Here is a 22,927-nt window from a genome sequence, read left to right on the forward strand (position 1 = left end):
TGCAAACGGGGCAATGATGTGCTGAACTATCTGCGCCCCTTCCGTCAGCACTCGGCGGCGTCTACCCGCAAGGACTGTTCATGATGCGTCATTCACTGTGGGCCGCCTTCGCGGCCGTCATCTTTTTTCATCGCCGCGCAGACGACGTTCGCGCGGGCACCAGGGCTCGTACTGCCGGCAAGGTGGCAAAGGGAATGGAGGCGGAGGGTTCCGGCATTTTCCGCGCGACGCCTCTATTCGACGTAACTGCGGACACGACCCGTATGCGAAGCACACGACGATATCTGGCTTGCATCGCACTTGCCGGCCTGCTCACCGCCTGCACCCAGGCGCAAAGCCTGCGCGACACGGTTGCAACCGGCTACTACGTGGGTGACACAAGCGTCGAAGATGCCGCTGCCTGCGTCTCCTCCGACTGGTCGAAGAAGCCGCTACCCGTGAACGTTGTTCCGCTGCTCGGCGGAACGAGCATCCAGCTCGGCGATGGTGCAGGCGGCAAGATGGTCGCATTGGTGGATATCCTCGCCACCGGAGCCACCACGACGGCCAAATATTATTCGAAGCCGGGAGTGGATTCCTCATACTCCGACACCGTCATGGACTGCTTGCACGCGACCTCGTCCATTCAGTAACCCAAAGCCGCATTGAACGCAGCGGCGGGTGATCAGCGGCGAGACAGGCACATGTTCCCCGGCGTGGCCGTGGAAGAGCAGGTGCACGTCTCTTGACTACGGACGGCGAAGTGGTGACCCCGTTCAGGCCTCAATGCCCGCCCGCGGCCGCCGTGCTGGATTTTGCCGTGAACGGCGGCCGGGTCAGCCAGATCACCGGGATCAGCAGGATGAAGATCCAGCCCAGTGCATGGAACAGTTCGTTGAAGCCCATCTGGTAGGACTGCTGGGTGATCATGTTGTTGATCAGGCTGGCGCCGGTTTGCGGATCGCCGTTGCCCAGCTGGGCGATCGCGTGCTGCGCGATCGGGTTGTAGGCGTTGATGCTTTCGGCGAGCTGTGCGTGATGCACGCTCGCGCGGCGATCCCACAGCAAGGTGGTGATCGAGGCGGCGAAACTGCCGGCCAGCGTGCGCAGAAAGGTGGCCAGTCCGGAACCGGCGGCGATCTCGTTCTGCTCCAGGTCCGACAGCAGCATCACCGTGACCGGCATGAAGAACAACGCCACGCCGAGGCCCATCATCAGCTGCATCATGGCCACGTGGTAGAAGTCGATGCCGATATAGAAATCGGAGCGCAGGAAACAGGTGACGCCCATGATCACGAAGGCCACCGAAGCAAGCAGGCGCAGGTTGAAGCGCATCGCGTAGCGGCCGACGATGAAGGTCAGCAGCAACGGCGCGATGCCCAGCGGTGACGCCGCGAAGCCGGCCCAGGTGGCGGTGTAGTCCAGGTTGCGCTGCAGCCACTGCGGCAACAGCAGGTTGATCGCGAAGTAGGCGGCGAAGGACAGCACCAGCGCCAGCGTGCCGAACTTGAAGTTGTGGTGGCGGAACAGCCGCAGGTCGATGATCGGGTCCTTGTCGGTCAGCTCCCAGATCAGGAACACGGCCAGGCTGATCGCCGACACGATGCAGGTGACCACAATGAAGCTGGAATTGAACCAGTCCTCGTCGTTGCCCTTGTCCAGCATGATCTGCAGCGCGCCCACGCCGATGACCAGGGTGATCAGTCCGACGTAGTCCATCTTCGAGCGGACGATCTTCTCGACCCGCTCCTTCATCTGCCGGCTCACCACCACGCTGGCGAAGATGCCGATCGGCACGTTGATGAAGAAGATCCACGGCCACGAATAGTTGTCGGTGATCCAGCCGCCGAGGATCGGCCCGGCGATCGGCGCGACCACCGCCACCATCGACAGCAGCGCCAATGCCATGCCGCGCTTGTGTGACGGGTAGATGCCGATCATCAGGCTCTGCGTGACCGGGTACATCGGGCCGGCCACCGCGCCCTGCACCGCGCGGAACAGGATCAGCATGCCCATACTCTGCGAGATACCGCAGAGGAACGAGGACATCACGAACAGCAGGGTGCAGCCGATGAACAGCTTCACCTCGCCAAGGCGGCGGGTGAGGAAGCCGGTGAGCGGCAGCGAGATCGCCATGCTCACCGCGAACGAGGTGATGATCCAGGTGCTCTGGTCGTTGCTGACGCCGAGGTTGCCGGCGATGGTCGGCAACGACACGTTGGCGATGGTCGAATCCAGCACCTGCATGAAGATCGCCAGCGACAGGCCGATGGTGGACAGTGCCAGGTTGGGCGGCCGGAACTGGCTGCTCATGGCCATGCCTTCGGCACCGGGAAAATCGCCGCGTGGGGCTGGTGCCACGCGGCCTGCCGGCTTCGGCCAGGAGGAAACGGGGGGATGGGAAACGGCATCTGTCGCGTGGCCTTGTTTCTGTGATTGCCTGTGTTCTGCGACGGTGCCGAGTGGATGTTTGCGGTGAGCCCCGCGCCCCGAAGCTCGTCCGGAGACGTTGCCCGCGGAGTGCGGCAGCGGGTGGCATCCATGGCCGCGGGATTTTGGCTACCATGTCTATTTTTGTCAATGCAATAGTTGCATTTGCATAGTTTCAGCGCTGACGATCCCTGTCACCAGCGGCTGCCGGACGGCGGAGTTGGCTGGGCGATGGATGCCAGCTCGTCGGATACAGTGACCCGAGCCCAGCCACCCGAGAGCCCCCGCCATGCCCCTTCCGCACAACGCCTACTACGCGCTGACCGGTCAACTTCAGCCGACAAGAAAAGCATGGCAGCTCGCCGTGGGTTCGGCGCTGTCGGCCTCGGGCCTGTCGATGTCCGTGGCAATGCCGGTACTGCTGGTGTCACGCATGGGCGACGGCGTGCTGCAACACGTACTGGCCGAGCGGATCGGTGTCCACCCGGCGGCACTGGTGCGCCAACTCGACCAGGCCGAAAAGGCCGGCTTGCTGGAGCGCCGCGTCGTACCCGGCAACCGGCGCCAGCGGGCGATCCATCTGCTGCCCGAAGGGCGCCGACTCTCCGGTGTGTTGGAGACCCAGGTGAAAGCCTTGCGTGCCGCCTTCCTGAAAGACATCCCCAGGCAGGATATCGAGACGGCGACCCGTGTCCTGCAGCGGTTCGAAGAGCAGGCCCGCCGATACGTGGCGCAGGAGCGTGCCGGCAACAAGTGACACGGGCATGCGGGGTCTGCAGTCGATGCGCAGCACGCTCGATGGGCCCGAACGGACTACGGGCCTGCCGTGGGAATCATCCCGATGGTGCTCATCCATGTCTTGGCCAGGGCTGGCCAGCCTGTGATCGGATTCGACGTTGACCTCAGCCCGAACGCATGTCCGCCGTGTGCATACAGGTGCATTTCCGCTGGCACACGTGCCTTCGCCAGCGCGTTGTAATAGACCAGCGACTGGTTCACGCCATCGACGTAGTCGTCTTCCGCCTGTACCAGAAAGGTGGGTGGCGTCTTGCCGGAGACCGGCACGTTTGGATTCAACTTGCCGTCACCCTTGGTGAGATGCCCCGGATAGATCGGCATGGCGAAATCCGGACGCGCACTCTCCTTGTCAGCCGCATCCACCGGCGCATACAGGTGTCGATCGAAGTTCGTGCTGATCTCAGCCACCAGGAATCCGCCCGCCGAAAATCCCAGCACGCCTACCTTGTGTGGATCGACATGCCACTGCGCCGCATGAGAGCGCACCAGCCGCATCGTTCGCTGCACGTCCTGCAGCGATGGCACCGATAGGGCAAAGTTGTGTGGGCGGCAATCGCACTTCCAATCGTAGGGCTTGCTAGGCACCCGATACTTCAACAACACGCAGGTGATGCCATTGGACGTCAGCCAGTCGCAGGCCTCGGTGCCCTCCAGATCGATGGCCAGTATCTCGAACCCGCCACCCGGAATCACGACAACGGCGGCCCCGGTATTTTCCCCGGTGGGCGCATACACCGTCATCGTGGGCTGGGTCACATTGGTCACCGCGGTCACCGGCTTGCCGGCCAACAACTTGTCGCTCACCTTCGCAGTTTCCGAGCCAGGAACCTGTTGCGCACCAGGCGCCGCTCCCGGCCAGATCGGTATTTGCGTGTTTCCAGCTGCGGGTTGCCAAACCGCCGTCGTTGCGTGCGCGCTTGCGCATGTGGCCAGCAGACACAGGGCAATCGCCCAAAGCTTCATGACGCTCCTCCGTTTTGGCGCTCGCCAAAGTTGTGCGATCAAGGCAGGAAATCAGGTCTGCTGCAACTTCCCGATGCTGCACGCCGCATCGGGCCTGCTGCTGCCGCTTCCGTGGATTTCTTCGGGCAAGCCTGCTGCAGTCGATCGCCCCCTTTGACTAAAAACGAAGGAGTTTGAGCCGAACGATCAACGTGTTCTGCACGGATACTTCAGCTTCGAAGCCAAGGCGATGTTCGATTTGCTGATAAAACCAGCTTCGACCAATGCGCTCGAGCGCTAACGGACGCAAAAATGGGCCAACCAAGCCTCACGCCATCTTCTTGTGAACAGGCGGTACCTTCGATCGAGCAGGAAAAACCTGACGTGGGACATCACCGTGCGTGGCGTCAAAGCGGGCGCGTGCGGCATGGATGTCGCCATGGCAACGGTCCGCCCAATCGATGAGGCCCGCCATCGGGTCCAGCAGCGATTGGCCTAGCGGGGCCAACCGATATTCAACGCTCGGCGGCTTGGTCGGGAAGACATGGCGGGTGATCAGTCCATCGCGCTCCAGATCGCGCAAGGTCTGGGTGAGCATGCGCTTGGAAATGTCATGGACAGCACGGTGAAGCTCGCTGAAGCGGTGCGGTCGCATCGCCAGAGCCATGATCATCAGCATGCTCCATTTGTCGCCGATACGGTCGAGCACGTCGCGCACCGGGCAGTGCACGGACTGCGACTCGCCCAACGGATATCGGCTGAATCTTTCGATGGCGCTCAACGCGTTGCTCATGCGGAATTCCTCGCGATCTGGTGGTTACAAAAAACTGCCTCCTTACGGCACGCGGAGGTGGTCTCTATAGTAGACCTACCCCAGGCCTGTTGGTTGGCCTTTACATACAGAAACCTCACAGATCAGGAGAACGTTCATGTTTTTAGTCATGGGAATCACCGGAAAAGTTGGCGGCGCAACGGCCAAACATCTGTTGGCGCAAGGCAAAGAAGTACGCGCCCTCGTCCGGGATCGTGGAAAGGCGGCGAAATGGGCCGACGAAGGCGTGCAGCTGGTAGACGGCGACTGGAATGATTCGGCAGCCATTGAGACGGCGCTTAGAGGTGTCGAAGGCGCGTTTGTCATGTTGCCAGCGGTATGGGCGCCTTCGCCTGATTACAAAGAAGCAAAGGCCGTGATTACGAACTACGTCAGTGCGCTTGCCCAGGCAGCACCGCCGCGGGTGGTAGCACTCTCGTCAATGGGTGCGAACCGAACCAGCGGGCTGGGGATGATCACGGCTCTGTCGCTTCTGGAACAAGGATTTCGCGACCTGGCATTGCCGATCGCCTATGTGCGCGCCGGCGGGTTTTTCGAAAACTTCCTCTACGGCTTGCATGTTGCCCAGGGTGGCACGCTCCCCGTCTACTACAACCCGACAGATCGGAAATCGACCATGGTCGCGACCCATGACATCGGCGCCGAAATCGCATCGCTTCTGACCGGGCCGGCATGGTCGGGGCATCGGGTCATCGAACTCGGTTCGATGGTCAGCGCGGATGACGTAGCGACACAACTGGGTGAAGTCCTGAAGGTCGACGTCAAAGCGTTTGCTGTCCCGCGGGCCGGGTGGCCGGCGGCGTTCGAGCAGTTCGGCATTCCGAAGGGCCAGACGGGACCGGCCGAGGCGATGTTTGACGCCGTCAACTCAGGCTGGATGGACCTCGGGGTCAAAGGTACGGAGCACGTCCCGGGCACGACATCCGCCCGCGATGTCTTCGCGGCGGCCCAGAAGGCTGCCACGGCGTAGGCCCACGGATCAGCGATGGGATACGAGTTTCGGAATCTGCTCCGGAGGTCGCCTCCCATCGTGATTCTGATTCGGGTAGTCACACCGTTCCTCCGCAGCAAACTCATAATCCAAGGTCAGACCCATGTCTAAAATCTCCTGGCGCCAAATCTTGCCCTTCGCACTCGCCGCGTTCTTCGTCGTGGGTTCACTCAGCAATATCATCGCCCCGGGATCCATCTACCAGGAATACCTGAAGTGGGGGTACCCGCACTGGTTCCATTTCGTGACCGGATCGCTGGAACTCACCGCTGCCATTCTGCTTTTCCGCGCGCCGAGTCGCCTATTGGGCGCGGCGCTCGGCTGCACCGTCATGTTTGCCGCCCTCGCGACCGTGATCATCCACGGCGAATACGGGCACGCTGTGCCACCACTCGTCGCGGCGACATTGTCACTCGTGGTCGGTTGGATAAGCTGGCGCAAGCGGATGGCCGTTTCAGCGTGATTGACAGAGGAACAGTGGAACGGGGTCAGCTCACTTCGCCCCCTTTTCGGCAAGCCATTGAACGTGACTCTGCTTTCCCAAGCTCAGTGGTAATCGTCTTCGCGTTGGTGGCGCACCGCCAGCACAGTGACGGTTTTCGCATCGTCGATTTCAAACAGCGCCACATAACCGGATGCACCGAAGGCGATGATCAATTCGCGCAGAAACGTGTTGTCAGGCGCGGCCTTCCTGCAGCTGAACGGTGAATTCGCCAGCAAGCCCAGGCCATTGCGGATGGCGTCCAGCGCACGCTCGGCCGTGGTCCAGTCGCCGTCGTCACGTACCAAGGCGAAGTCGTACAACCGTTCAAGGTCGGCCAACGCTTCCTCCGTGAAGCGGATCTTGAAGGTCATGCCGAAGCTTTCTTTGCCTTGGCCAATCGCGCTTCAAGCTTTTTCAGCACGGCAGCCGACGAAAAGTACACGCCGGTAGCCTTGGCCTGATCACGCGAAGCCAACCCACGGGCGATGAAGGCGGCCTGTTCCTGGCGCTGCTGAATTTGTGCTCGCACCGCGTACTCGACAAAGCCGGACAGACTTTCCCCGTCACGCAAGACTTCCTCTGCGGCACGGCGCAGAACCGGTTCAACACGCAGCGAAGGGATGGTTGCGGTTTTCATGGAAACTCCGAATGCGATGCAATTGCGATTCATTTTGGCACCATCCAACGACAGCGGCAAATCACCGGAGGAGATGTCGGGACGACGCCTGGATGCAGCGCAAGGTCAATCAGGCCACGCGCGAAAGAGAAAGCCCCGCGATGCGGGGCTTTCTGCAACGTATCGACGGAAGCGACCAGCGATCAGGCGATCGCGGGTTCGGTCGGCATGACCGGCGTCGAGGGAGCGCGTGGGCCGCGGGCGAAGCGGGTGGCGAGCATCTTGCGCAGGTCGTCCACGCCCTGCCCTTTGCCGGTGACCTTGAGCACGGCGTAACCCTCCAGCGCATTGGTCATCAGGTCACTGCCCACTGCCATCTGCGTGTCGTCCCCGCGCTGGCTCAACTTGGACAGCCGCGCCAGGCGCGGACGCAGTGCATCCAGCGTGGCCAGATCGCGACGGTAGGCCGCCAGGTCGAAATTCGCGGGCAGGATGCCGAGGTTCTCGCCAAACACCGCGTCCGCCTTGCGGCAGAACGCCTCGGACTTGTCACCCATCTTTGGTGAACCGCTGACGCTGATCCGGCGTCAGCGCCAGCAGACCGGCGAAGCCAGCCTCCAGCGCGGTAAGGGCGGCGGCGATGACAGCGAGCGCATCGGCGGTGTAATCGAGATCGACCAGATTCTTAGTCATGCAAACATCCTTCCCTGACAAGCCGGCCGGTTGCCGGCCCGCGCAGGCTACTGGCCCGTCTCACCCGACCGTGTGGCTTCGAACCTCTCACAAAGATCGGGGTCAGGTTCACTTTCTCACGGTAGTAAGTGAACCTAACCCCGATAGTCCGTGGCGGCGACATTTCGGATTCGCTCCAACAAATTTTCTTCCGGCTTTGCATCGATGGTCTGATTAACCGACGTGTGCACCTGAGCGCGTAGCGTGGGCAAGTCCGCTAGGTTGCTGCGGAGAAAGCCGGTAATGAATTTCTGCAATGCTTCTGGGGTGATCGGTCACTGAATATTGAAAGAATCCTGTCTGTCCATGCGCGAGTACAGCCGGGTACTGCAGGGAGTCCGACGAAAGCATTTGAAGACAGAACCGTCGATCCCTTTTTGTTCCGAATGACCAGCCCACTGAGTTCACTGTGACGGTCCGATCCCCCAAGTTAGTTACCTCGATGACCATGACGTCCCGCTGCGGCTGACCATCCCCGAGCAGAATGCGCATACCGGCATGAACGGAAAGCCTCACCTTCTCCGAGCGTCGTAGCAGGTACAGAGAGAAGATGACTGCACCCGTGGTTGCGAGGCCTGCGACCCATGTTCCGATAGCACTCCAAAGTGCAATTTTGTCAGCGAGCGTCATGGGTGTCCCTTGAAATCATGTGTAGAAAGATCGGGGTCAGGTTCATTTTCTCACGGTAGTAAGTGAACCTGACCCCGATAGTTGAGAAATTGTCCCTGACACCTTTTCACGGCGGATTAACTGTTGGACCCCTGCGTACGAATCATTGACCTACTTCCGATTGTGGTGGCAATACAGTGCCAACAAATTTAGCCGGTGCGCCGCCTGGTGGAGTCTCAACTGCATAGATCCCGATCTTACTAAGATATTGGATTACCTCGTGAGACGAAATCTCGCCGTTTACAAACTTGTTCCTAAGGTCTGCGAAGGCGGCGTCCTTAACAATGGGCCAGCCCAGACTTTTAATGTGACGCGACAGTGAGCTTGAGATTTCAGTGAGGTCTGCAAAAGCGCCATTCCTAGCCTCTGGCGCCATTGACGCCAAAGGCCAAGCCACGTGACAATACTCGCTGCATGAATGCCAGTTATTAGATAGCTTTCCCATCTTGGGGGTTTCAAAAGGTGCATCGATCTTCAACGCGTCGTTGACGATGCGCATGAACTCAAAGTGGCCATCTATTTCCTTTTGGTGTCCGCCGAGTTCGTATATTCGATTCTCAATATTTTTGAAAGACCTGATGTCTCGAAGGTCTTTTTCTTCGAGCTCACGGTCGAGCAGCGCTGCCCAGTAGTGGATCGCCAAGCGCTCTACTGCAAATCTCAACTCCAATGCAGCATAAGAAATTGCGGCACTATTCTCACCACCCTCGCTTACGGCGAGCCACGCCATGCCTTGGCGCAAGTGATGGCCTAGAGCTGTCGTATGTCGTGTGCTTACGTCAACCACGAACCACTCCAAAGGGTTCTAACGCTTAAGTTAAGCGGCGCGCAGCTTTTCGTGCGTCCACTCGGACGAATTGTAGGTGGCGACCCCACCGTAACTAGCTACCCAAAAAAAGGAATGACTTCTTTAAGGACAGATTCAACGTATGCTTCAGCCATGGCGGGCGTCATTGTTCGTGTAGTTGGATGGGCAAAGGAATTCCGATCATCCAAGAGGCGTTTGAGCAGCTTGAACTGTTCCTTCGTGACCATTCCCGCCTTGCGCGCTGTCTCGATGACAGTGCCTTCAGTCAATTCTTGGAAATCATCAAGCGATTGGATTTTCTTTGGGGACTTCCAAGTCGATATCTCGGAGTTCATGGCTGCGAGGTGATTTCGATAGATCCACGCGCGAAATAGTCCATATGCCACGCACCAAGACATGATGAGGCTTGATCTGTACTGCTTGAACTCAAAGCATGAAACTGCTTCCTCAAGGTAAGCGGTGATAGCTGGGTCTGAGGTCACAGCCAGGGTTGCACGAAGACCAGCGGCTACCTGTCTAGCCCCAGGTCTACCCAAATATTCTGCAGCCAATGATGATGCGTACGAGCGTTCAAGTGCATAGCCGCTTGAGAGTTTTACGTACTTGGGGTGAGGTTTAGTCCTTGATTTGAACGCATTCTCCGAAAGATAAGCAGCCGCTCTTGCGTACGGTGTTAAATGAAGAGCGCTTCTCAGCGAGCAGATGCTCGTGCCGGTAACGTTGTCGACTTGAGCGTGATTGAGCAGGTAGTAAGCAAGCAAGTCACACTGCAGTGGCAAATCTAGGTCTCCGAAGCCATTTACCGAATGGACGAAGTCATCAGCGCTAAGTGCTTCCATTTACTTGGCCTTTTTCGGTGCCTTTGGCAGATCGAACTTCACGTAATCCTCACCGACGTGGATCAGGTCGTACTGCCCGCCGCCAACATTCTTAACCCAACTCAGTCCGACCATATTGCCGAGCACCGAGCTAATCTTGGCGGGAGATTTCACAGCTACCGTGCGAAATGCCGTGAAGATGTCATTCCAAGTTGCGGTTAGCTTGTTGCCCTCACGTTTCAACCAGTCCATCAGGACCGCAATCTTTTCGTTCTGGGTCTGCGGTTGCTTAGACGTGTAGAAATCACGCAATTGCTGCCTTTGTTCTTCACTCAAACCAAGATCGACAACGCTATAGACTTCTTTTCCCTTGGAACTCTTGCCCGCCTTGCGGACGTCATTCTTTTGTTCAACCACGTTTACAGGTGACTCATCCGCTGAATGATCTGAGTTCTGCTTAGTCTGCGCGGATCCTCCAGGAGATGAGGGAGCGTTGCCCTCTGTTGTGGGACGCCCATACGCTTCAGACAGGCGAGGAATGAACGCGTCAAGGCGGTCAAAGATCGCATCGATGTTCGATGCGTCTGCCTCTACCTCGATAGTCCCCGTCGCAAGCTCTACCCGAATCTTTGCCGGTCCAGCCATAACATGTCCCCTGTGAAAATTGATGTGCAACAGAACTCCTTGTAACCCCACCTGCAGTTAGGCGGCGGCGCACCCGTCCGCTTTGAACGAGTTGTTTTCGCTTATCTGAAGGCTAACCGTTGTAGCGGCCCTTCATATTGCGCAATCAACGCATTTAGCGGATCTGCCCCACGATAAAACATAGCAGAGTCTACGCCATGCTCCGGCGTGAGTCGCGTTTGCCGACGGACTGTAGCAATGGCGCCTTTTCCGACTTGGCTCTTCCATCCAGGGAATCCGATCTGCGCTACTGTAACAAGTTTCTCAATGCGCTTACCAAATAAACCAAACTCACGAACGCGATGAATACGGCATACATCGATAAAATTCTTATGCGGATTGGACAGGCAATGGTCGAAATCACGCAGGCGACGATCTAATTCATGATAGGTAATTGTGTAATAGCGACTATCGCGCTCCCTTGAATTTCGCTTCAAATAGTCCGCAATAAAAAGCACATCTGCATCATCTTCGCGTTTTGCAAGATCTTTCATTCGACGATACTTAGTGAGACTTCGCTCCGCAATCTCCACCATGAAATCTTCAAGATTATTTTGACCATTTGTAGGGTAGCGATTCATCTTATGGAGGGCGTACAGATAGGTAAGAAGGCCTGTGCGCTTGTTTGCGTCATGAAACGGGTGGTCTGTAACCAAGCCAAACACTAAAGTTGCCGCTTTTTCGTAGCTTGTTTTCCATTTAGCGAGTCCGCTATAGGCTACGAACTGACGATAAACAGCAGAATGTAGAAGGTTTAGATCACGCGGGCCGATGCCACCCAACCCGGATTCTTTACCAAAAAAATAATCCGCAATTAGAAAGTGTGCACGCAATACGTCAAGCACCCCAATCGTGTCTCTCGTATCGCACTGATCGTCGGCGTCAACTTGGCAAGACCAGCGTTTGTACTCTGCTGAAATTGCGTCATTGGAAAAGGCAATTTCCATTCACTCCCCCTGTGAGCGTTAACGCCTGTAGGCCCCGAATCGGAGCATACGCACCGGATCGTCGTCCTTCGGTGTGCCTGGGTCAAGAGAACTAGTTTCGTGTCCTGCAAGAGGTTGGCAAGCGACTGGCGCACCCTGGGCAAATGCGATCAAATGCGTAGCGAAGTCTTATCGCCAAAAGCGAGGGAATAAACCGCATGGCCGCGTGGTGGCCGCGCAACCGGCCTGGAGCGAAACCGGGTACTCCTTCGACACGTGCATTCCAAGGCTCGTCAAAGCTCCAAACAATCAAACCTCCGATCCGCCTCCACCTCGGCCTCATAGTCCACATCCGCCCGATCAAACCCGAACAGCTGCAAAAACTCGTGCTTGTACCCCGCGTAGTCGGTGATCTGCTTGAGGTTTTCGGTGGTGACAGTAGGCCAGAGGGTCTTGCAGGGGATCTGCACGTCGTCGCGCAGCTCCCAATCGTCCAGGCGCAGGCGGCCTTCGTCGTCGGTGGGTGCAGCTTTGCCATCAGCACGATAAAGGCGGTCGTGGAACAGGCGGTTGGCCTGTTCGATCGGGTTTTCGTGGATGCCCTTCTCCTTCATGATCTTGAAGGCGATGGAGACGTACAGCGGGATCACCGGGATGGCGGCGCTGGCCTGGGTGACGACGGACTTCATCACGCCGACGTAGGCGTCGAGGCCGGGGTGGCGGCTGCGCAGTTGCTTGGCGGTGTTGTCCAGGTGCTGCTTGGCCTGGCCCAGGGTGCCGTGCCAGTACATCGGCCAGGTGATCTCGGTGCCGATGTAGCTGTAGGCGACGGTCTTGGCGTGCTCGGCCAGTACGCCGGCGGCGCTCAGCGCGTCGATCCACAGCGCCCAGTCTTCGCCGCCCATCACGGTGACGGTGTCCTTGATTTCCTGCTCGGTGGCCGGCTCGATGGTGGCCTCGATCACGGTGTCCTTGTTGGTGTCGACCGAGGTGTTGGTGAACGGCTGGCCGATGGTCTTGAGCGCCGAGCGCACTACTTCGCCGGTGTCCGGCAGCTTGCGCACGGGCGAGGCCAGCGAATAGACCACCAGGTCGATCGGGCCGCCCATTTCGTTCTTGATGATCTCGATCGCGCGCGCGCGGGTTTCGTTGGCGAACGCGTCGCCGTTGATCGACTTGCTGTACAGGCCAGCCTGCTTGGCCGCCTTGTCGAACGCGGCGGAGTTGTACCAGCCGGCGGTGCCGGTCTTCTCCGTGCTGCTGGGCTTCTCGAAGAACACGCCGAGCGTGGCCGCGCCGTAGCCGAACGCGGCGGTGATGCGCGAGGCCAGGCCGTAGCCGGTGGAGGCGCCGATCACCAGCACGCGCTTCGGCCCCTTGGTTTTGTCGTGGCCCGCGGCCTGGGTGACCTTGATCTGGTCGAGCACGTTGTGCTCGCAGCCGACCGGATGGGCGGTGATGCAAATGAATCCACGGACTTTGGGCTTGATGATCACGGCGGGGGCTCCTGCTGGTATTCGGCAATTCGCCATAGTAACCAAGCGGGGCGGCCATGCGCTGCCGTAGGGAGCGTAAATGGATGCCCGCTTGGCTCGCGTTGCTGTTCAAACGGGCCACGGTCGAAGCTCACTGATTTCCCTTCTCCCACCGGCGATCTTGGGAGTCCCCTTGTGGGTGAGAAGGTGGCGCGAAGCGCCGGATGAGGGTTCGGGATGCAGCATGCAGTCATGGGCGTCCCGGCACGGCCGAACCCTCACCCCAACCCCTCTCCCGGTGGGAGAGGGGCTTATGCAGCCGGGTGTGCCCAGGACTGGAGCGCCATCGCCAGCGCTCGCACCTGCTCGACATCGCTGCGCAACTCACCGCTTTGCATGTCGCCGAGCAGCGGTCGACGATGCTGCATGCCCGACGGCAGCTGGCGTTTGGCGGAGGCATGGAATTCGTGCGCGCCGGTGGCGGTGGCCAACGCAGCGATGTTCTGCGCGGTGATGCCGGCGCCGGGCATCACGACGATGCGATCCCCGGCTTGTTGGACAAGTTCGCGGATCCGCGTGGCACCCTCCACGGCGCTGGCCTGCGCGCCCGAGGTCAGGATGCGTTCGCAGCCGAGTGCGACGATGTCTTCCAGCGCCTGCACAGGGTCCCGGCTGAGGTCGAAAGCGCGGTGGAAGGTGACGCCGAGTTTTCCGGCGGCGGCGATCAGCGTGCGGCAGCGCGCGGTGTCCACCCGGCCATCGGCATCGAGCACGCCGAGCACCACGCCGTCGCAGCCCAGCGCCACGCAGGTCTCGATGTCGCGCTGCATGGTTTCGCATTCGAGATCGCTGTAGAGGAAGTCGCCGGCGCGCGGGCGGATCAGCACATACAACGGGATGCGCAGGCGTTCGCGGGCCAGTGCGATCTGCGCATGCGACGGCGTCAGGCCACCCAGTTCCAGCGCGGCGCAGAGTTCGACCCGCCCTGCTCCGCCGTCCTGGGCGGCCAGCGCGGAAGCGACCGAGTTGGCGGCAATTTCCAGTATCACGAATAACTCGTGGTGTAGACGCTTTGCGAGGGGATCAGCGCGTCCTGCTTCTTCGCGTCGCACACGGCATAGGAGAAGCCATGCTGGATCGCGTATGCGCCGACCTCGCCGGCGCGATTCATCGCGAGGAATCCGACCTGGATGGTCTTGGAGGCTTCGCGGCGTTTGTTGACGATGCGCATCACCGCTTCCTTGCAGGCTTCGTGCGGCGAGCGGCCCTGGCGCATCAGTTCGACCACCAGGAAGCTGCCGGCATTGCGGATCACTTCCTCGCCGACGCCGGTGGAGGTGGCGCCGCCGACCTCGCCGTCGACATACAGGCCGGCGCCGATGATCGGGCTGTCGCCGACGCGGCCGCGCATCTTCCACGCCATGCCGCTGGTGGTGCAGGCGCCGGACATGCGGCCGTGCGCGTCGATCGCCAGCATGCCGATGGTGTCGTGGTTGTTGGCGCCGCCGGGGCGACCCGGGTTGCCGTAGTCGCGCACTTCGCTGTTGATCGATGGCTGGTAGTGCGCCGTCTTCTGCCATTCGTGCCAGGCCTTTTCGGCGTCCGGCGTAAGCAGGTTCTGCTGCTTGAAGCCCTGCTCCAGCGCGAACTGCAGCGCGCCCTCGCCGACCAGCAGCACATGCGGCGTGCGTTCCATCACCAACCGTGCGACGGAAATGGGGTGTTCGATATGTTCGATCGCGGCGACCGCGCCGCAGCTGCCGTCGGCATCCATGATGCTGGCGTCGAGGGTGACGTGACCGTCGCGATCGGGATAGCCGCCCTTGCCGACGCTGTGGTTCTTCAGGTCGGACTCCGGTACCCGTGCGCCCGCCTCGACCGCATCCAGTGCATGGCCGCCCTTGCCGAGGATGGCCCAGGCCGCCTGATTCGCGGCAACGCCGAAATCCCAGGTCGACACCACCCGCGCCGTCGATGTGGCGGGCATTCGCGCGGATGTCGTGGCCGTCAGCTTGCCGGCCCAGGCCAGGATCGGCGATGACATGCCCAGCACGGATGCCTTGAGGAAACGCCTGCGATCAGTCATTGCACTCTCCGGCGGCGAAAAAAGAAAACCCCGCACCAGGTGCGGGGTTTCATTCTGCATCACAACGCGATGCCTGGAGGATCAGGCAGTGGCCTCGACCGGCTCGACCGCCGAAGCCTGGGCACCCTTGGGGCCCTGCGTCACGTCGAACTTCACCCGCTGACCTTCCTGCAGGCTGCGGAAGCCCTTGCTGGCGATGGCCGAAAAATGGACGAATACGTCCGCTCCCCCGTCCTCAGGCGCGATGAAACCGAAACCCTTGGCGTCGTTGAACCATTTGACCGTACCGAAACTCATTGCGTGAACCTCTGGATCCATGGAGTGGTGCGCCAGGCTGAGTGCGGCTGTTCCCCCCGGCTCGCCGCGCTGGCCCCGGGAAAAGTAGCAAGAGGTGGCGGGTCATTGCAATACGAATATGTCCGATCGACACGCCAACCGGTCGACCCGTATCAGGCGCGCGCCCATTCGGCGAGGATGCGCGGCACCTCGGCGGTGGCGGCGGCCAGGTGGGCGAAGATTTCCTCGATGCTGATTTCGGCCTCGTCGCCGCAGCCTGCAGCGAAGTTCGCGACCAGCGCCAGGCAGGCATATTCGAGCCCGAGTTCGCGGGCGAGGACGGCCTCGGGCATGCCGGTCATGCCGACCAGGTCGCAACCGTCGCGCTTCATGCGGGCGATCTCGGCGCGGGTTTCCAGCCGCGGCCCCTGGGTGGCGCCGTAACAGCCGCCGTCGATCGCCGCGACGCCTGCCGCGCGCGCGGCCGCCAGCAATCGGCGACGCAGCGAGTCGGTATACGGTTCGCTGAAGTCGATGTGCCTCACCTCGGCGCCGTCGACGTCGCAATAGCTGGTGGTGCGGCCGTGGGTGTAGTCGATCAGTTGGTCCGGCACCACGATCACCCGCGGCCCCATGTCCGCGCGGATGCCGCCCACCGCATTGACGCCGATCACCCTGCGCGCGCCGAGGCTGTGCAAGGCCCACACGTTCGCGCGGTAGTTGACCCGGTGCGGCGGCAAGCTGTGGCTCTCGCCATGGCGCGCCAGGAAGGCCACCCGCATGCCGGCGAAATTGCCGAGTACCACGTCGCCGGAAGCTGGGCCGTAGGGTGTATCCACGCTGTGCCGCGTAGTGTTTTCCAGCCCCGGGAATTTGTACAGGCCGCTGCCGCCGATGACGGCGAGGTCGATTGGGGTGCGATTTGAATGAGGCATCGTGTGTTCCGTTTTGCAGGTTGACCGCACAGCAGAAGCTCCCTTCTCCCCCCGGGAGAAGGTGGCGCGAAGCGCCGGATGAGGGTGCAGGCGGGAGCGCGGACATCATGCTCGCGTCGCCGGCGACATCTGGCTCCGACCGTACCCTCATCCGCCCCTGCGGGGCACCTTCTCCCAAAAGGAGAAGGGATATCGTCGGGAAAGTTCGGCGCCAATCACGATTCCCTATTCCCCATTCCCGTCTTTCAACGCATAGATCCCCGGCAGATTGCGCCCCTGCTCGTAATAATCCATGCCGTAGCCGAACACGTAGCGATCGGGCAGCTCGATACCGTTGAAATCCGAGGCAATGCCTTCGACCAGGCGATCGTGACGCTTGGTGCACAGGCTGGCGATGTAGACCTTCTTCGCGCCGCGCCGGTAGCAGTCGTCGCGCACTTCCTTCAAGGTATGGCCTTCGTCGAGGATGTCGTCGACCAGCAGCACCACGCGGCCTTCCAGCGACACCATCGGTTCGCGCAGCCAGTGCAGCTCTTTGCCCGTCGTGGCACCGCGATAGCGGGTGGCATGCACGTAATCGAATTCCAGGTCGGTGCGGATCGCCAGCGCCAGCTGGCCGGCGAAGATCAGCGCGCCGTTCATCACGGTGAGGAACACCGCCCGCTCGCCAGCCAGCTCAGCGTCGATGCGCCGGCCCATCGCGTGGATGATGGTTTCCAGTTCGGCGCGTTCGTGCAACAGCTCCGCTTGCGCCAGGGCTTCGGTCAATGCAGGTGTGGGAGTGTTCATGCGATTCCCTGTTCGGCATGCAGCGCCGTGATGCGCGCGACGAAACGGTCGCGCTGTGGATTGTCGAGAAGGCCAGCCCAGGTCGGGCCGATGGCGCCGCGCAGGGTGGCCAGTGATGGTGGTGTTGCGATCGCGTCGGCGGGCATCGCGGCGATCGCCTCGTCAACCACCTCGGGGAAGCAGGCCAGCACCAGGTCGCAGCCCGCATCCAGGTGCGCGCGTACCCGCTCGCCCACGCTGCCGGCCGCGCCGGCGGCGGCCATGCTGATGTCGTCGCTGATCACCGCGCCGGTGAAGCCCAGCTCGCCGCGCAGGACTTGCTCGATCCAGACCTTTGAATAGCCCGCCGGCCGGCTGTCCACTGCCGGATAGGTGACGTGGGCCATCATCACCGCCTCGACCCGCGCCTCGATGCATTCGGCGAACGGGCGCAGGTCGTCGTGGCGGATCTGCTCCAGGCTGCGCGGGTCGATTGCCTGCGCCTTGTGCGTATCGGCGGCGACCGAACCATGCCCGGGAAAGTGCTTGAGTACCGCCGCCATGCCGCCAAGATGCATGCCGCGAACGTAGGCCTGCGCCAACTCGGCGGTCACCGCCGGATCGGCATGGAACGCGCGCAGGCCGATCGCCGCGTTGCCGCGGGCCAGATCCACCACCGGCGCAAAACTGAAATCGACACCGCTGGCACGCAGCTCGCTGGCCATCACCCAGGCGTGCTCCTCGGCCAGCCGGATCGCCTCGTCCGGATCGTGCTCATGCACCGCACCGATCGCCGCCAGTGGCGGCAGTCGGGTGAAACCGTCGCGAAAGCGCTGCACCGGACCGCCTTCCTGGTCGACCGCGATCAGCAGATGATCGCCGCCGACTTCGCGGATCGTCTCGCACAAGGTGATCAACTGCTCGCGCGACTGGTAGTTGCGCGCGAACAGCAGCACGCCGGCGACGCCGGGGGCGCGCAGCCAGGGCTTCTCGTGTTCGGCCAGTTCCAGCGCGGCCACGCCGATCATCAGCATGCGGCATCCTCGGCGGCGCGTTCGGCCGGCGACCATTGCCGGTACGGATGCGCGATCAGGTTGACGTTGTAGTAGCGCCCCAGTGCGCTCACTTCGCGGCCCAGCCACGATGGCCGCGGAAACGGCGCATCGACGGCGGGCAGCTCGACTTCGGCGACGATCAGGCCCTCGTTGTCGCCACCGAATTCATCGATCTCGAACAGCACGCTCTCGACGCGGACGTGGTGACGTACCTTCTCCAGCGCGCCGTCGCACAGGCTCGCCAGCATGACGCGCGCATCGGCCAGCGGGATCGGATAGTCGAACTCGGTGCGGGCAATGCCCGACATGGCCGCCTTGATGTTGAGCCAGGCCTGCTCGCCGGTGATGCGGGCGCGCACCGAAGCGCGCGCATGACCCTCGCGCAAGGCCTGCGCGCCGACCAGGTAACCCTGCGCCAGCGACTCGCTGTGCTCGATGGCGGCGCGCCAGCTGTCGTCGGCCAACAGGAATTTGCGTTCGATCTCGATCATCATCTTTCGAACAACGCGATCGACTCGACGTGCGCGGTATGCGGGAACATGTCCATCACGCCAGCCGACTTCAGTTTGAAACCGTGCTGGTTGACCAGGATGCCGGCGTCGCGCGCCAGTGAGGCGGGATGGCAGGAGACGTAGACGATGCGTTTCGTCTGCTTGTGCGGCAGGTACTCCAGCACCTTGTCGGCACCGGCGCGCGGCGGATCGAGCAGCAACTTGTCCCACGGCTGCTTCGCCCAGTCGGCTTGGCGCTGGTCCTCGAACAGGTTGGCGACATGGAAGTGCGCGTTCGCGATGCCGTTGCGCGCGGCGTTCTGTGCGGCACGCTCGACCAGGCCGTGTTCGCCTTCCACGCCGATGACTGCGGCGACGCGGCGGGCGATCGGCAGGGTGAAGTTGCCCAGCCCGCAGAACAGGTCGAGCACGCGATCGGTCGGCTGCGGATCGAGCAGCTCCATCGCGCGCGTCATCATCAGCTGGTTCATGCCGGCGTTGACCTGCACGAAATCGAGCGGCTGGAACTCCAGTTCCACCTCGGCGAAGCGCGCGTCGTCGCTGGCGATGCGGAAGGCGAGTCGCGGGTTTTCCGGCCACAGTGGATGCACGCTGCTGGTGCCGCCGGGCTGCAGGTAGATCGCGAAACCGTGCTGCTGGCCGAACGCGGTGAGCGCGGCCAGGTCGCGTTCGCTCAGCGGCTGCATGTGGCGGAACACCAGCGCCATCAGCTCGTCGCCAGCGGCGAATTCGATCTGCGGGATGCTGTCGACCGCGTCCATGCCGCTGAGCAGGTCGGCGAGCAGGCCGACCTTCGGGCCCAGTGCCGGGTGCATCACTTCGCAGCGCTGGATCTCGGTGACGAAGCGCGGGTTCTGTTCTTCGCGAAAGCCAACCAGCACGCGGCCCTTCTTCGCCACGTTGCGCACCGACAATCGACCCTTGCGCCGGTAGCCCCACGGCTCGGCGGTCAGCGGCGGCAGCCACGACTGCGGCGCGACCTTGCCGATGCGCTCGAAATTCTCCGCCAGCACGCGCTGCTTGGCGGCGATCTGCGACGACGCATCGAGGTGCTGCAGCGAACAGCCGCTGCACTGGGCGAAGTGCTGGCACTTCGGCTCGACCCGGTGCGGCGAGGCGGTGATCACCTCGACCACTTCGGCTTCGTCGAAATGGCGATGGCGCTTGCGTAGCTTCGCCATCACCTGCTCGCCGAGCAGGCCACCGCTGACGAAGACCGTCTTGCCGTCGATCCGCGCCACGCCGCGGCCATCGTGGCCGAGGTCGGTGATGTGGGCTTCGAACGGTTTCGGCGAAACGGAGTTGGATCGGGACATGGGCACGGCAGATGGAGGCTGGCCGCCGATTATCACAGATCGGCCCGTTTCACGCCCCGCGATGCCGCGCGCCGGCTCTATTTTTTCTGCCAGGCACCGGCGGCGTTCTGGTAGTACCAGCCGGCGCGAGCTTTCTCGATCCAGCCCTTGGCGAAGGTGGCGCGAATCTGCGATTCCCACTCGGGATGATTGTTCGCGACGGCGATTTCGCGATACAGCGCGGCGCGATCGCGGTTCTCGTCGGCCACGGCGGCATTGGCCTGCGCGCGCTGGCTCAGCGGCACCTTGGCCGCGTCGCGCATGGCCACCATGCCGTCCTGGGTGAAGCCGACCGCGCCGCTGTCGAGCAGGCTGCCGAGGACGCCACCGATACGCTCGTGCATGCGGCCACGAATCGCCTCGGTGGCGCTGGTCTGGATCCGGATATCCGGCGCATCGGCGGCCTGCGCGGCGGGAATCAGCAGGTCGAGCAGCATCGCCGAGGGTTGGTTGCCGTTGTCCTTCGGTGCCGGAGCCGGTTGCTTCGGTGCCGGCGTCGCGGCGGGAGTGGCCTGGTCCAGCACGTTGCCGATGAACTGGTCGGCCGCCTTCTGCGCCGCTGCCTCGGGGAAGTACACATTGATGGTCACGCAGCCGACCAACGCCACCGCCATGGTGGTCAGGATGACGTAGACGAGCTTGCGCATGACGTGACTCCGGTGCTGGTGAGAGATGATCAGCGGATCTCGGGCGACGCCCCGTGGATCGCTTCCTGCAGCCGCTTGACGAGGGTCGGCCAGTCGACCTCGGTCTGATGGCCGATCACCTGCAACCGCGGCAGACCGCTGCCTTCGACGATAGTGTAGCCATCCGCGGCGGGCTCCAGGCCGCTCATCCTGCATACAGTACCCTGCAGCATGCAGTTGAGGCCAATCTGCTTGTAACCGAACGTCTTGAACAATTTGAGCATGGCGCCTTGCAGACCGGCCGCGATGCCACCGCCGCCCACCGAGGTGAGGTTGTTCACCGCGCGCTGGCTGATCCGGCCACCGCTGCCAGCGAGCAGGCTGCCCTTGAACGCCACCGGGCTCCAGTCGACCAGGCGAAGACCGTCGATCGAGCCGTCCAGCCGTCCGGTGATGCTGCCGAAGTCGAATACGCTGGTGATCGCGCCCAGGTCCAGCTGCTTCAGGGCGATATCGGCGTTGAGCACGGGACTGGGACCGAACGGCTGCTGCAACGAGAGTCGGGTGATATCGACAAAGCCGTCAAACACGTTGGCGCTGAGCCCGCCGTCGAGTTCCAGGCGATCATCGACCCAGCGCAGCGACGGCACCGCGCCCGCCAGCGTACCCGGGAAGGCCGGCCAGCCCATCGCGCGACTGAAGGCGGCCATGTCGACCCCGGTGAGCACCAGCGAGGTCGCCAGCCGCTGCCCCCTGGCGGCAGCCGGCCGCCAATCCAGCTGGCCGATGCGCAACTGACCATGCAGTACCGGCACCTCCAGGGGTTGCTGCAGACTCAGCATGCCGTCACGGCTCTGCCACTGCGACTGCGCCGCCCCATTGGCGATCCGGTAGAACTTCAGCTCGCGCCAGGCCAGCGTGGTGGCGGGCCGCTCGCCCTGCACCGCCCAGTCCAGGCCGCCGCGCAAGTCATCCACCACCAGGCGGCCATCGGCATCGGCCAGGTCCAGGCCATCGGTACTGAAGGCGAAGTTTCGCGGCACGCCATCGTGCAGGTCGAGGCTGCCGTCAAGGTTGCCCTTGATCTGCAGGTTCGGCATGCCCAGCGTGTCGAGCCAGGCCTCGCCATAGCGGGTGTAGGCCGCCGGGAAACTCGCATGCAGGCGATCCAGCCGCAGCGATTTCAATGCACCCTTCGCGTCGAATGCCAGCGCGCCGTCGAGTTGCAGCGCATCGGCGTCGTTGATACGCAGGCGACTGAAATCGACCGCGCCCGCCTCGGCACGGGCATGCAGGCCCACCGATACCGGATGATCGGGCAGCCTGGCGTAGATCGACCCAAGCAGCAGTTGGCCACCATGCAGGCTGGTGTCCAGGTCGATCTCGGTCGGGCCGCCGCTGGAATCGAGATTGAAGCGACCGCTGCCATCGAGATCCTGCCCGGCAAGAGTGCCGCTGGGCGTGTCGAAGCCCACGCCGCTGAGGCTGAACTGGCCGGACGTGCGCAACCCCGGATCGCGCAAATCGAGCGCCAGCTCCGCATCCATCCGACCGGCGGTGAGCCGCCCCGACCACACCGTGCCGAGCAGGCCCTGCAGCCAGCCGGCCGGCAGGTTGTCCAGGTGGATCTGCGCGTGGCTGGTCTGATCCAGCGGCAATGCACCGCTGAGGGTGGCCTTGCCCTGCAGGATGTCGATCTGCAAGGTGTTGGCGGCGGGGCTGAGCTGGATCTGCACCTGCGCATTGCTGAGCGCGCCGCCGGGCGCACCGGCCAGTTTCAGGTTGCCGGCCAGGGTCCAGGCAAGCTGGTTGTCCCGCCGCAGGCTGCCGGCGAGATTCATCGGCAACCGCCGCCAGCCCATCGACGGCACGTCCCCATGGTCGGCGTGCAGGCGCACGCTGATCGCGCCGGCGCCGTCCTCGCCCAAGGTCAGCGTCACGCCTTGCAGGCGCACGCCCGGCACGCTGATCGACTTCGCCGAAAGCACCACATCGGCCCGTGCCGGCGCCAGCCAGAACAGACCCAGCAGGAGGCCGCAGCAACGCAACAGATGGCTTGATGTCGGGCGCATGTGGGGCCATTCTGCCAAATCAAGATGAACGATATGGATTTCGTCATGAGCGAGCACC

26 protein-coding genes are annotated in these 22,927 nt (G+C 62.2%); 4 read left to right on the plus strand and 22 right to left on the minus strand.

Going from position 1 to position 22,927, the window contains the following annotated elements; translation table 11 throughout:
• The first annotated feature begins 80 nt into the window (after nt 1–80).
• Entirely contained in the window at nt 81–632 is a 552-nt protein-coding gene (locus B0E47_RS08670; protein WP_077513700.1) for a hypothetical protein, read from the plus strand.
• 130 nt (nt 633–762) lie between these two features.
• On the opposite strand, the gene B0E47_RS08675 is transcribed toward B0E47_RS08670, so the two are convergent.
• A complete protein-coding gene (locus B0E47_RS08675; protein WP_077513702.1) occupies nt 763–2,292 on the minus strand; it encodes a DHA2 family efflux MFS transporter permease subunit in 1,530 nt (509 codons plus the stop codon).
• Nucleotides 2,293–2,698: 406 nt separating this feature from the next.
• Here B0E47_RS08675 and B0E47_RS08680 point away from each other — a divergent pair, with 406 nt between their 5' ends.
• The gene (locus B0E47_RS08680) at nt 2,699–3,166 is read left to right on the plus strand and encodes a MarR family transcriptional regulator (protein ID WP_077513704.1); all 468 of its coding nucleotides are present in this window, start codon (nt 2,699–2,701) and stop codon (nt 3,164–3,166) included.
• Nucleotides 3,167–3,222: 56 nt separating this feature from the next.
• Here the strand turns inward: B0E47_RS08680 and B0E47_RS08685 are convergent, their stop codons facing one another.
• On the minus strand, nt 3,223–4,170 hold the full coding sequence (locus B0E47_RS08685) for an alpha/beta hydrolase (RefSeq protein ID WP_077513706.1): 948 nt from the start codon (nt 4,168–4,170) through the stop codon (nt 3,223–3,225).
• Between the two features lie 307 nt (nt 4,171–4,477).
• Entirely contained in the window at nt 4,478–4,942 is a 465-nt protein-coding gene (locus B0E47_RS08690; protein WP_077513707.1) for a helix-turn-helix domain-containing protein, read from the minus strand.
• Nucleotides 4,943–5,078: 136 nt separating this feature from the next.
• Between B0E47_RS08690 and B0E47_RS08695 the strand changes: the two genes are divergently transcribed.
• Together B0E47_RS08695 and B0E47_RS08700 are read left to right on the plus strand one after the other, a co-directional pair.
• The gene (locus tag B0E47_RS08695; protein WP_077513709.1) at nt 5,079–5,951 is read left to right on the plus strand and encodes an NmrA family NAD(P)-binding protein; all 873 of its coding nucleotides are present in this window, start codon (nt 5,079–5,081) and stop codon (nt 5,949–5,951) included.
• A gap of 124 nt (nt 5,952–6,075) precedes the next feature.
• Nucleotides 6,076–6,435 carry a DoxX family protein gene (locus tag B0E47_RS08700; RefSeq protein WP_077513711.1) on the plus strand — a complete coding sequence of 120 codons (360 nt, stop codon included), beginning with the start codon at nt 6,076–6,078 and terminating at the stop codon, nt 6,433–6,435.
• 83 nt (nt 6,436–6,518) lie between these two features.
• On the opposite strand, the gene B0E47_RS08705 is transcribed toward B0E47_RS08700, so the two are convergent.
• From B0E47_RS08705 to B0E47_RS08790, 19 genes are all read right to left on the minus strand, one after another.
• Nucleotides 6,519–6,827: a type II toxin-antitoxin system RelE/ParE family toxin gene (locus B0E47_RS08705; RefSeq protein WP_077513713.1), complete on the minus strand. Its 309-nt coding sequence runs from the start codon at nt 6,825–6,827 to the stop codon at nt 6,519–6,521.
• Nucleotides 6,824–7,093 carry a YlcI/YnfO family protein gene (locus B0E47_RS08710; protein ID WP_077513714.1) on the minus strand — a complete coding sequence of 90 codons (270 nt, stop codon included), beginning with the start codon at nt 7,091–7,093 and terminating at the stop codon, nt 6,824–6,826. Before B0E47_RS08710 ends, B0E47_RS08705 begins: the two co-directional genes overlap by 4 nt.
• A gap of 182 nt (nt 7,094–7,275) precedes the next feature.
• The gene (locus B0E47_RS08715; RefSeq protein WP_254422870.1) at nt 7,276–7,629 is read right to left on the minus strand and encodes a hypothetical protein; all 354 of its coding nucleotides are present in this window, start codon (nt 7,627–7,629) and stop codon (nt 7,276–7,278) included.
• Entirely contained in the window at nt 7,622–7,765 is a 144-nt protein-coding gene (locus B0E47_RS17230) for a hypothetical protein (RefSeq protein ID WP_254422871.1), read from the minus strand. The genes B0E47_RS08715 and B0E47_RS17230 overlap by 8 nt, the downstream gene beginning before the upstream one ends.
• Before the next feature lie 811 nt (nt 7,766–8,576).
• Nucleotides 8,577–9,260, minus strand: a complete 684-nt coding sequence (locus tag B0E47_RS16805) for a hypothetical protein (RefSeq protein WP_139351398.1) — start codon at nt 9,258–9,260, stop codon at nt 8,577–8,579.
• A 98-nt stretch (nt 9,261–9,358) separates the two neighbouring features.
• Complete coding sequence (locus tag B0E47_RS16810; protein ID WP_139351399.1) at nt 9,359–10,120, minus strand: hypothetical protein; 762 nt, start codon at nt 10,118–10,120, stop codon at nt 9,359–9,361.
• Entirely contained in the window at nt 10,121–10,774 is a 654-nt protein-coding gene (locus tag B0E47_RS16815) for a hypothetical protein (protein WP_139351400.1), read from the minus strand. It abuts the gene before it with no gap.
• 71 nt (nt 10,775–10,845) lie between these two features.
• A complete protein-coding gene (locus tag B0E47_RS08735; RefSeq protein WP_077513722.1) occupies nt 10,846–11,730 on the minus strand; it encodes a type II toxin-antitoxin system death-on-curing family toxin in 885 nt (294 codons plus the stop codon).
• A 272-nt stretch (nt 11,731–12,002) separates the two neighbouring features.
• Complete coding sequence (gene fabV, locus B0E47_RS08740; RefSeq protein WP_077513724.1) at nt 12,003–13,205, minus strand: enoyl-ACP reductase FabV; 1,203 nt, start codon at nt 13,203–13,205, stop codon at nt 12,003–12,005.
• A 290-nt stretch (nt 13,206–13,495) separates the two neighbouring features.
• Nucleotides 13,496–14,233, minus strand: a complete 738-nt coding sequence (locus tag B0E47_RS08745; protein WP_077513726.1) for a copper homeostasis protein CutC — start codon at nt 14,231–14,233, stop codon at nt 13,496–13,498.
• Nucleotides 14,230–15,270 (minus strand): N(4)-(beta-N-acetylglucosaminyl)-L-asparaginase, encoded by a 1,041-nt coding sequence (locus B0E47_RS08750; RefSeq protein ID WP_077513786.1) that lies wholly within the window; start codon nt 15,268–15,270, stop codon nt 14,230–14,232. The genes B0E47_RS08745 and B0E47_RS08750 overlap by 4 nt, the downstream gene beginning before the upstream one ends.
• Nucleotides 15,271–15,351: 81 nt before the next feature.
• The gene (locus tag B0E47_RS08755; protein ID WP_077513728.1) at nt 15,352–15,567 is read right to left on the minus strand and encodes a cold-shock protein; all 216 of its coding nucleotides are present in this window, start codon (nt 15,565–15,567) and stop codon (nt 15,352–15,354) included.
• Between the two features lie 152 nt (nt 15,568–15,719).
• On the minus strand, nt 15,720–16,481 hold the full coding sequence (locus tag B0E47_RS08760; protein ID WP_077513730.1) for an S-methyl-5'-thioinosine phosphorylase: 762 nt from the start codon (nt 16,479–16,481) through the stop codon (nt 15,720–15,722).
• Between the two features lie 225 nt (nt 16,482–16,706).
• Nucleotides 16,707–17,270, minus strand: coding sequence for a hypoxanthine-guanine phosphoribosyltransferase (locus B0E47_RS08765; protein WP_077513732.1), 564 nt, complete (start codon nt 17,268–17,270; stop codon nt 16,707–16,709).
• Nucleotides 17,267–18,283 (minus strand): beta-N-acetylhexosaminidase, encoded by a 1,017-nt coding sequence (gene nagZ, locus B0E47_RS08770; RefSeq protein WP_077513734.1) that lies wholly within the window; start codon nt 18,281–18,283, stop codon nt 17,267–17,269. The genes B0E47_RS08765 and nagZ overlap by 4 nt, the downstream gene beginning before the upstream one ends.
• On the minus strand, nt 18,277–18,798 hold the full coding sequence (locus B0E47_RS08775) for a CYTH domain-containing protein (RefSeq protein ID WP_077513736.1): 522 nt from the start codon (nt 18,796–18,798) through the stop codon (nt 18,277–18,279). The genes nagZ and B0E47_RS08775 overlap by 7 nt, the downstream gene beginning before the upstream one ends.
• Nucleotides 18,795–20,132 carry a 23S rRNA (uracil(1939)-C(5))-methyltransferase RlmD gene (gene rlmD, locus B0E47_RS08780; protein WP_077513738.1) on the minus strand — a complete coding sequence of 446 codons (1,338 nt, stop codon included), beginning with the start codon at nt 20,130–20,132 and terminating at the stop codon, nt 18,795–18,797. Before rlmD ends, B0E47_RS08775 begins: the two co-directional genes overlap by 4 nt.
• A 77-nt stretch (nt 20,133–20,209) precedes the next feature.
• The gene (locus B0E47_RS08785; RefSeq protein WP_077513740.1) at nt 20,210–20,818 is read right to left on the minus strand and encodes a YdbL family protein; all 609 of its coding nucleotides are present in this window, start codon (nt 20,816–20,818) and stop codon (nt 20,210–20,212) included.
• A gap of 29 nt (nt 20,819–20,847) precedes the next feature.
• On the minus strand, nt 20,848–22,869 hold the full coding sequence (locus B0E47_RS08790) for a hypothetical protein (protein WP_077513742.1): 2,022 nt from the start codon (nt 22,867–22,869) through the stop codon (nt 20,848–20,850).
• Nucleotides 22,870–22,927: the final 58 nt, after the last annotated feature.

This window comes from Rhodanobacter sp. B05, assembly GCF_002001085.1.
Lineage (GTDB): Bacteria > Pseudomonadota > Gammaproteobacteria > Xanthomonadales > Rhodanobacteraceae > Rhodanobacter.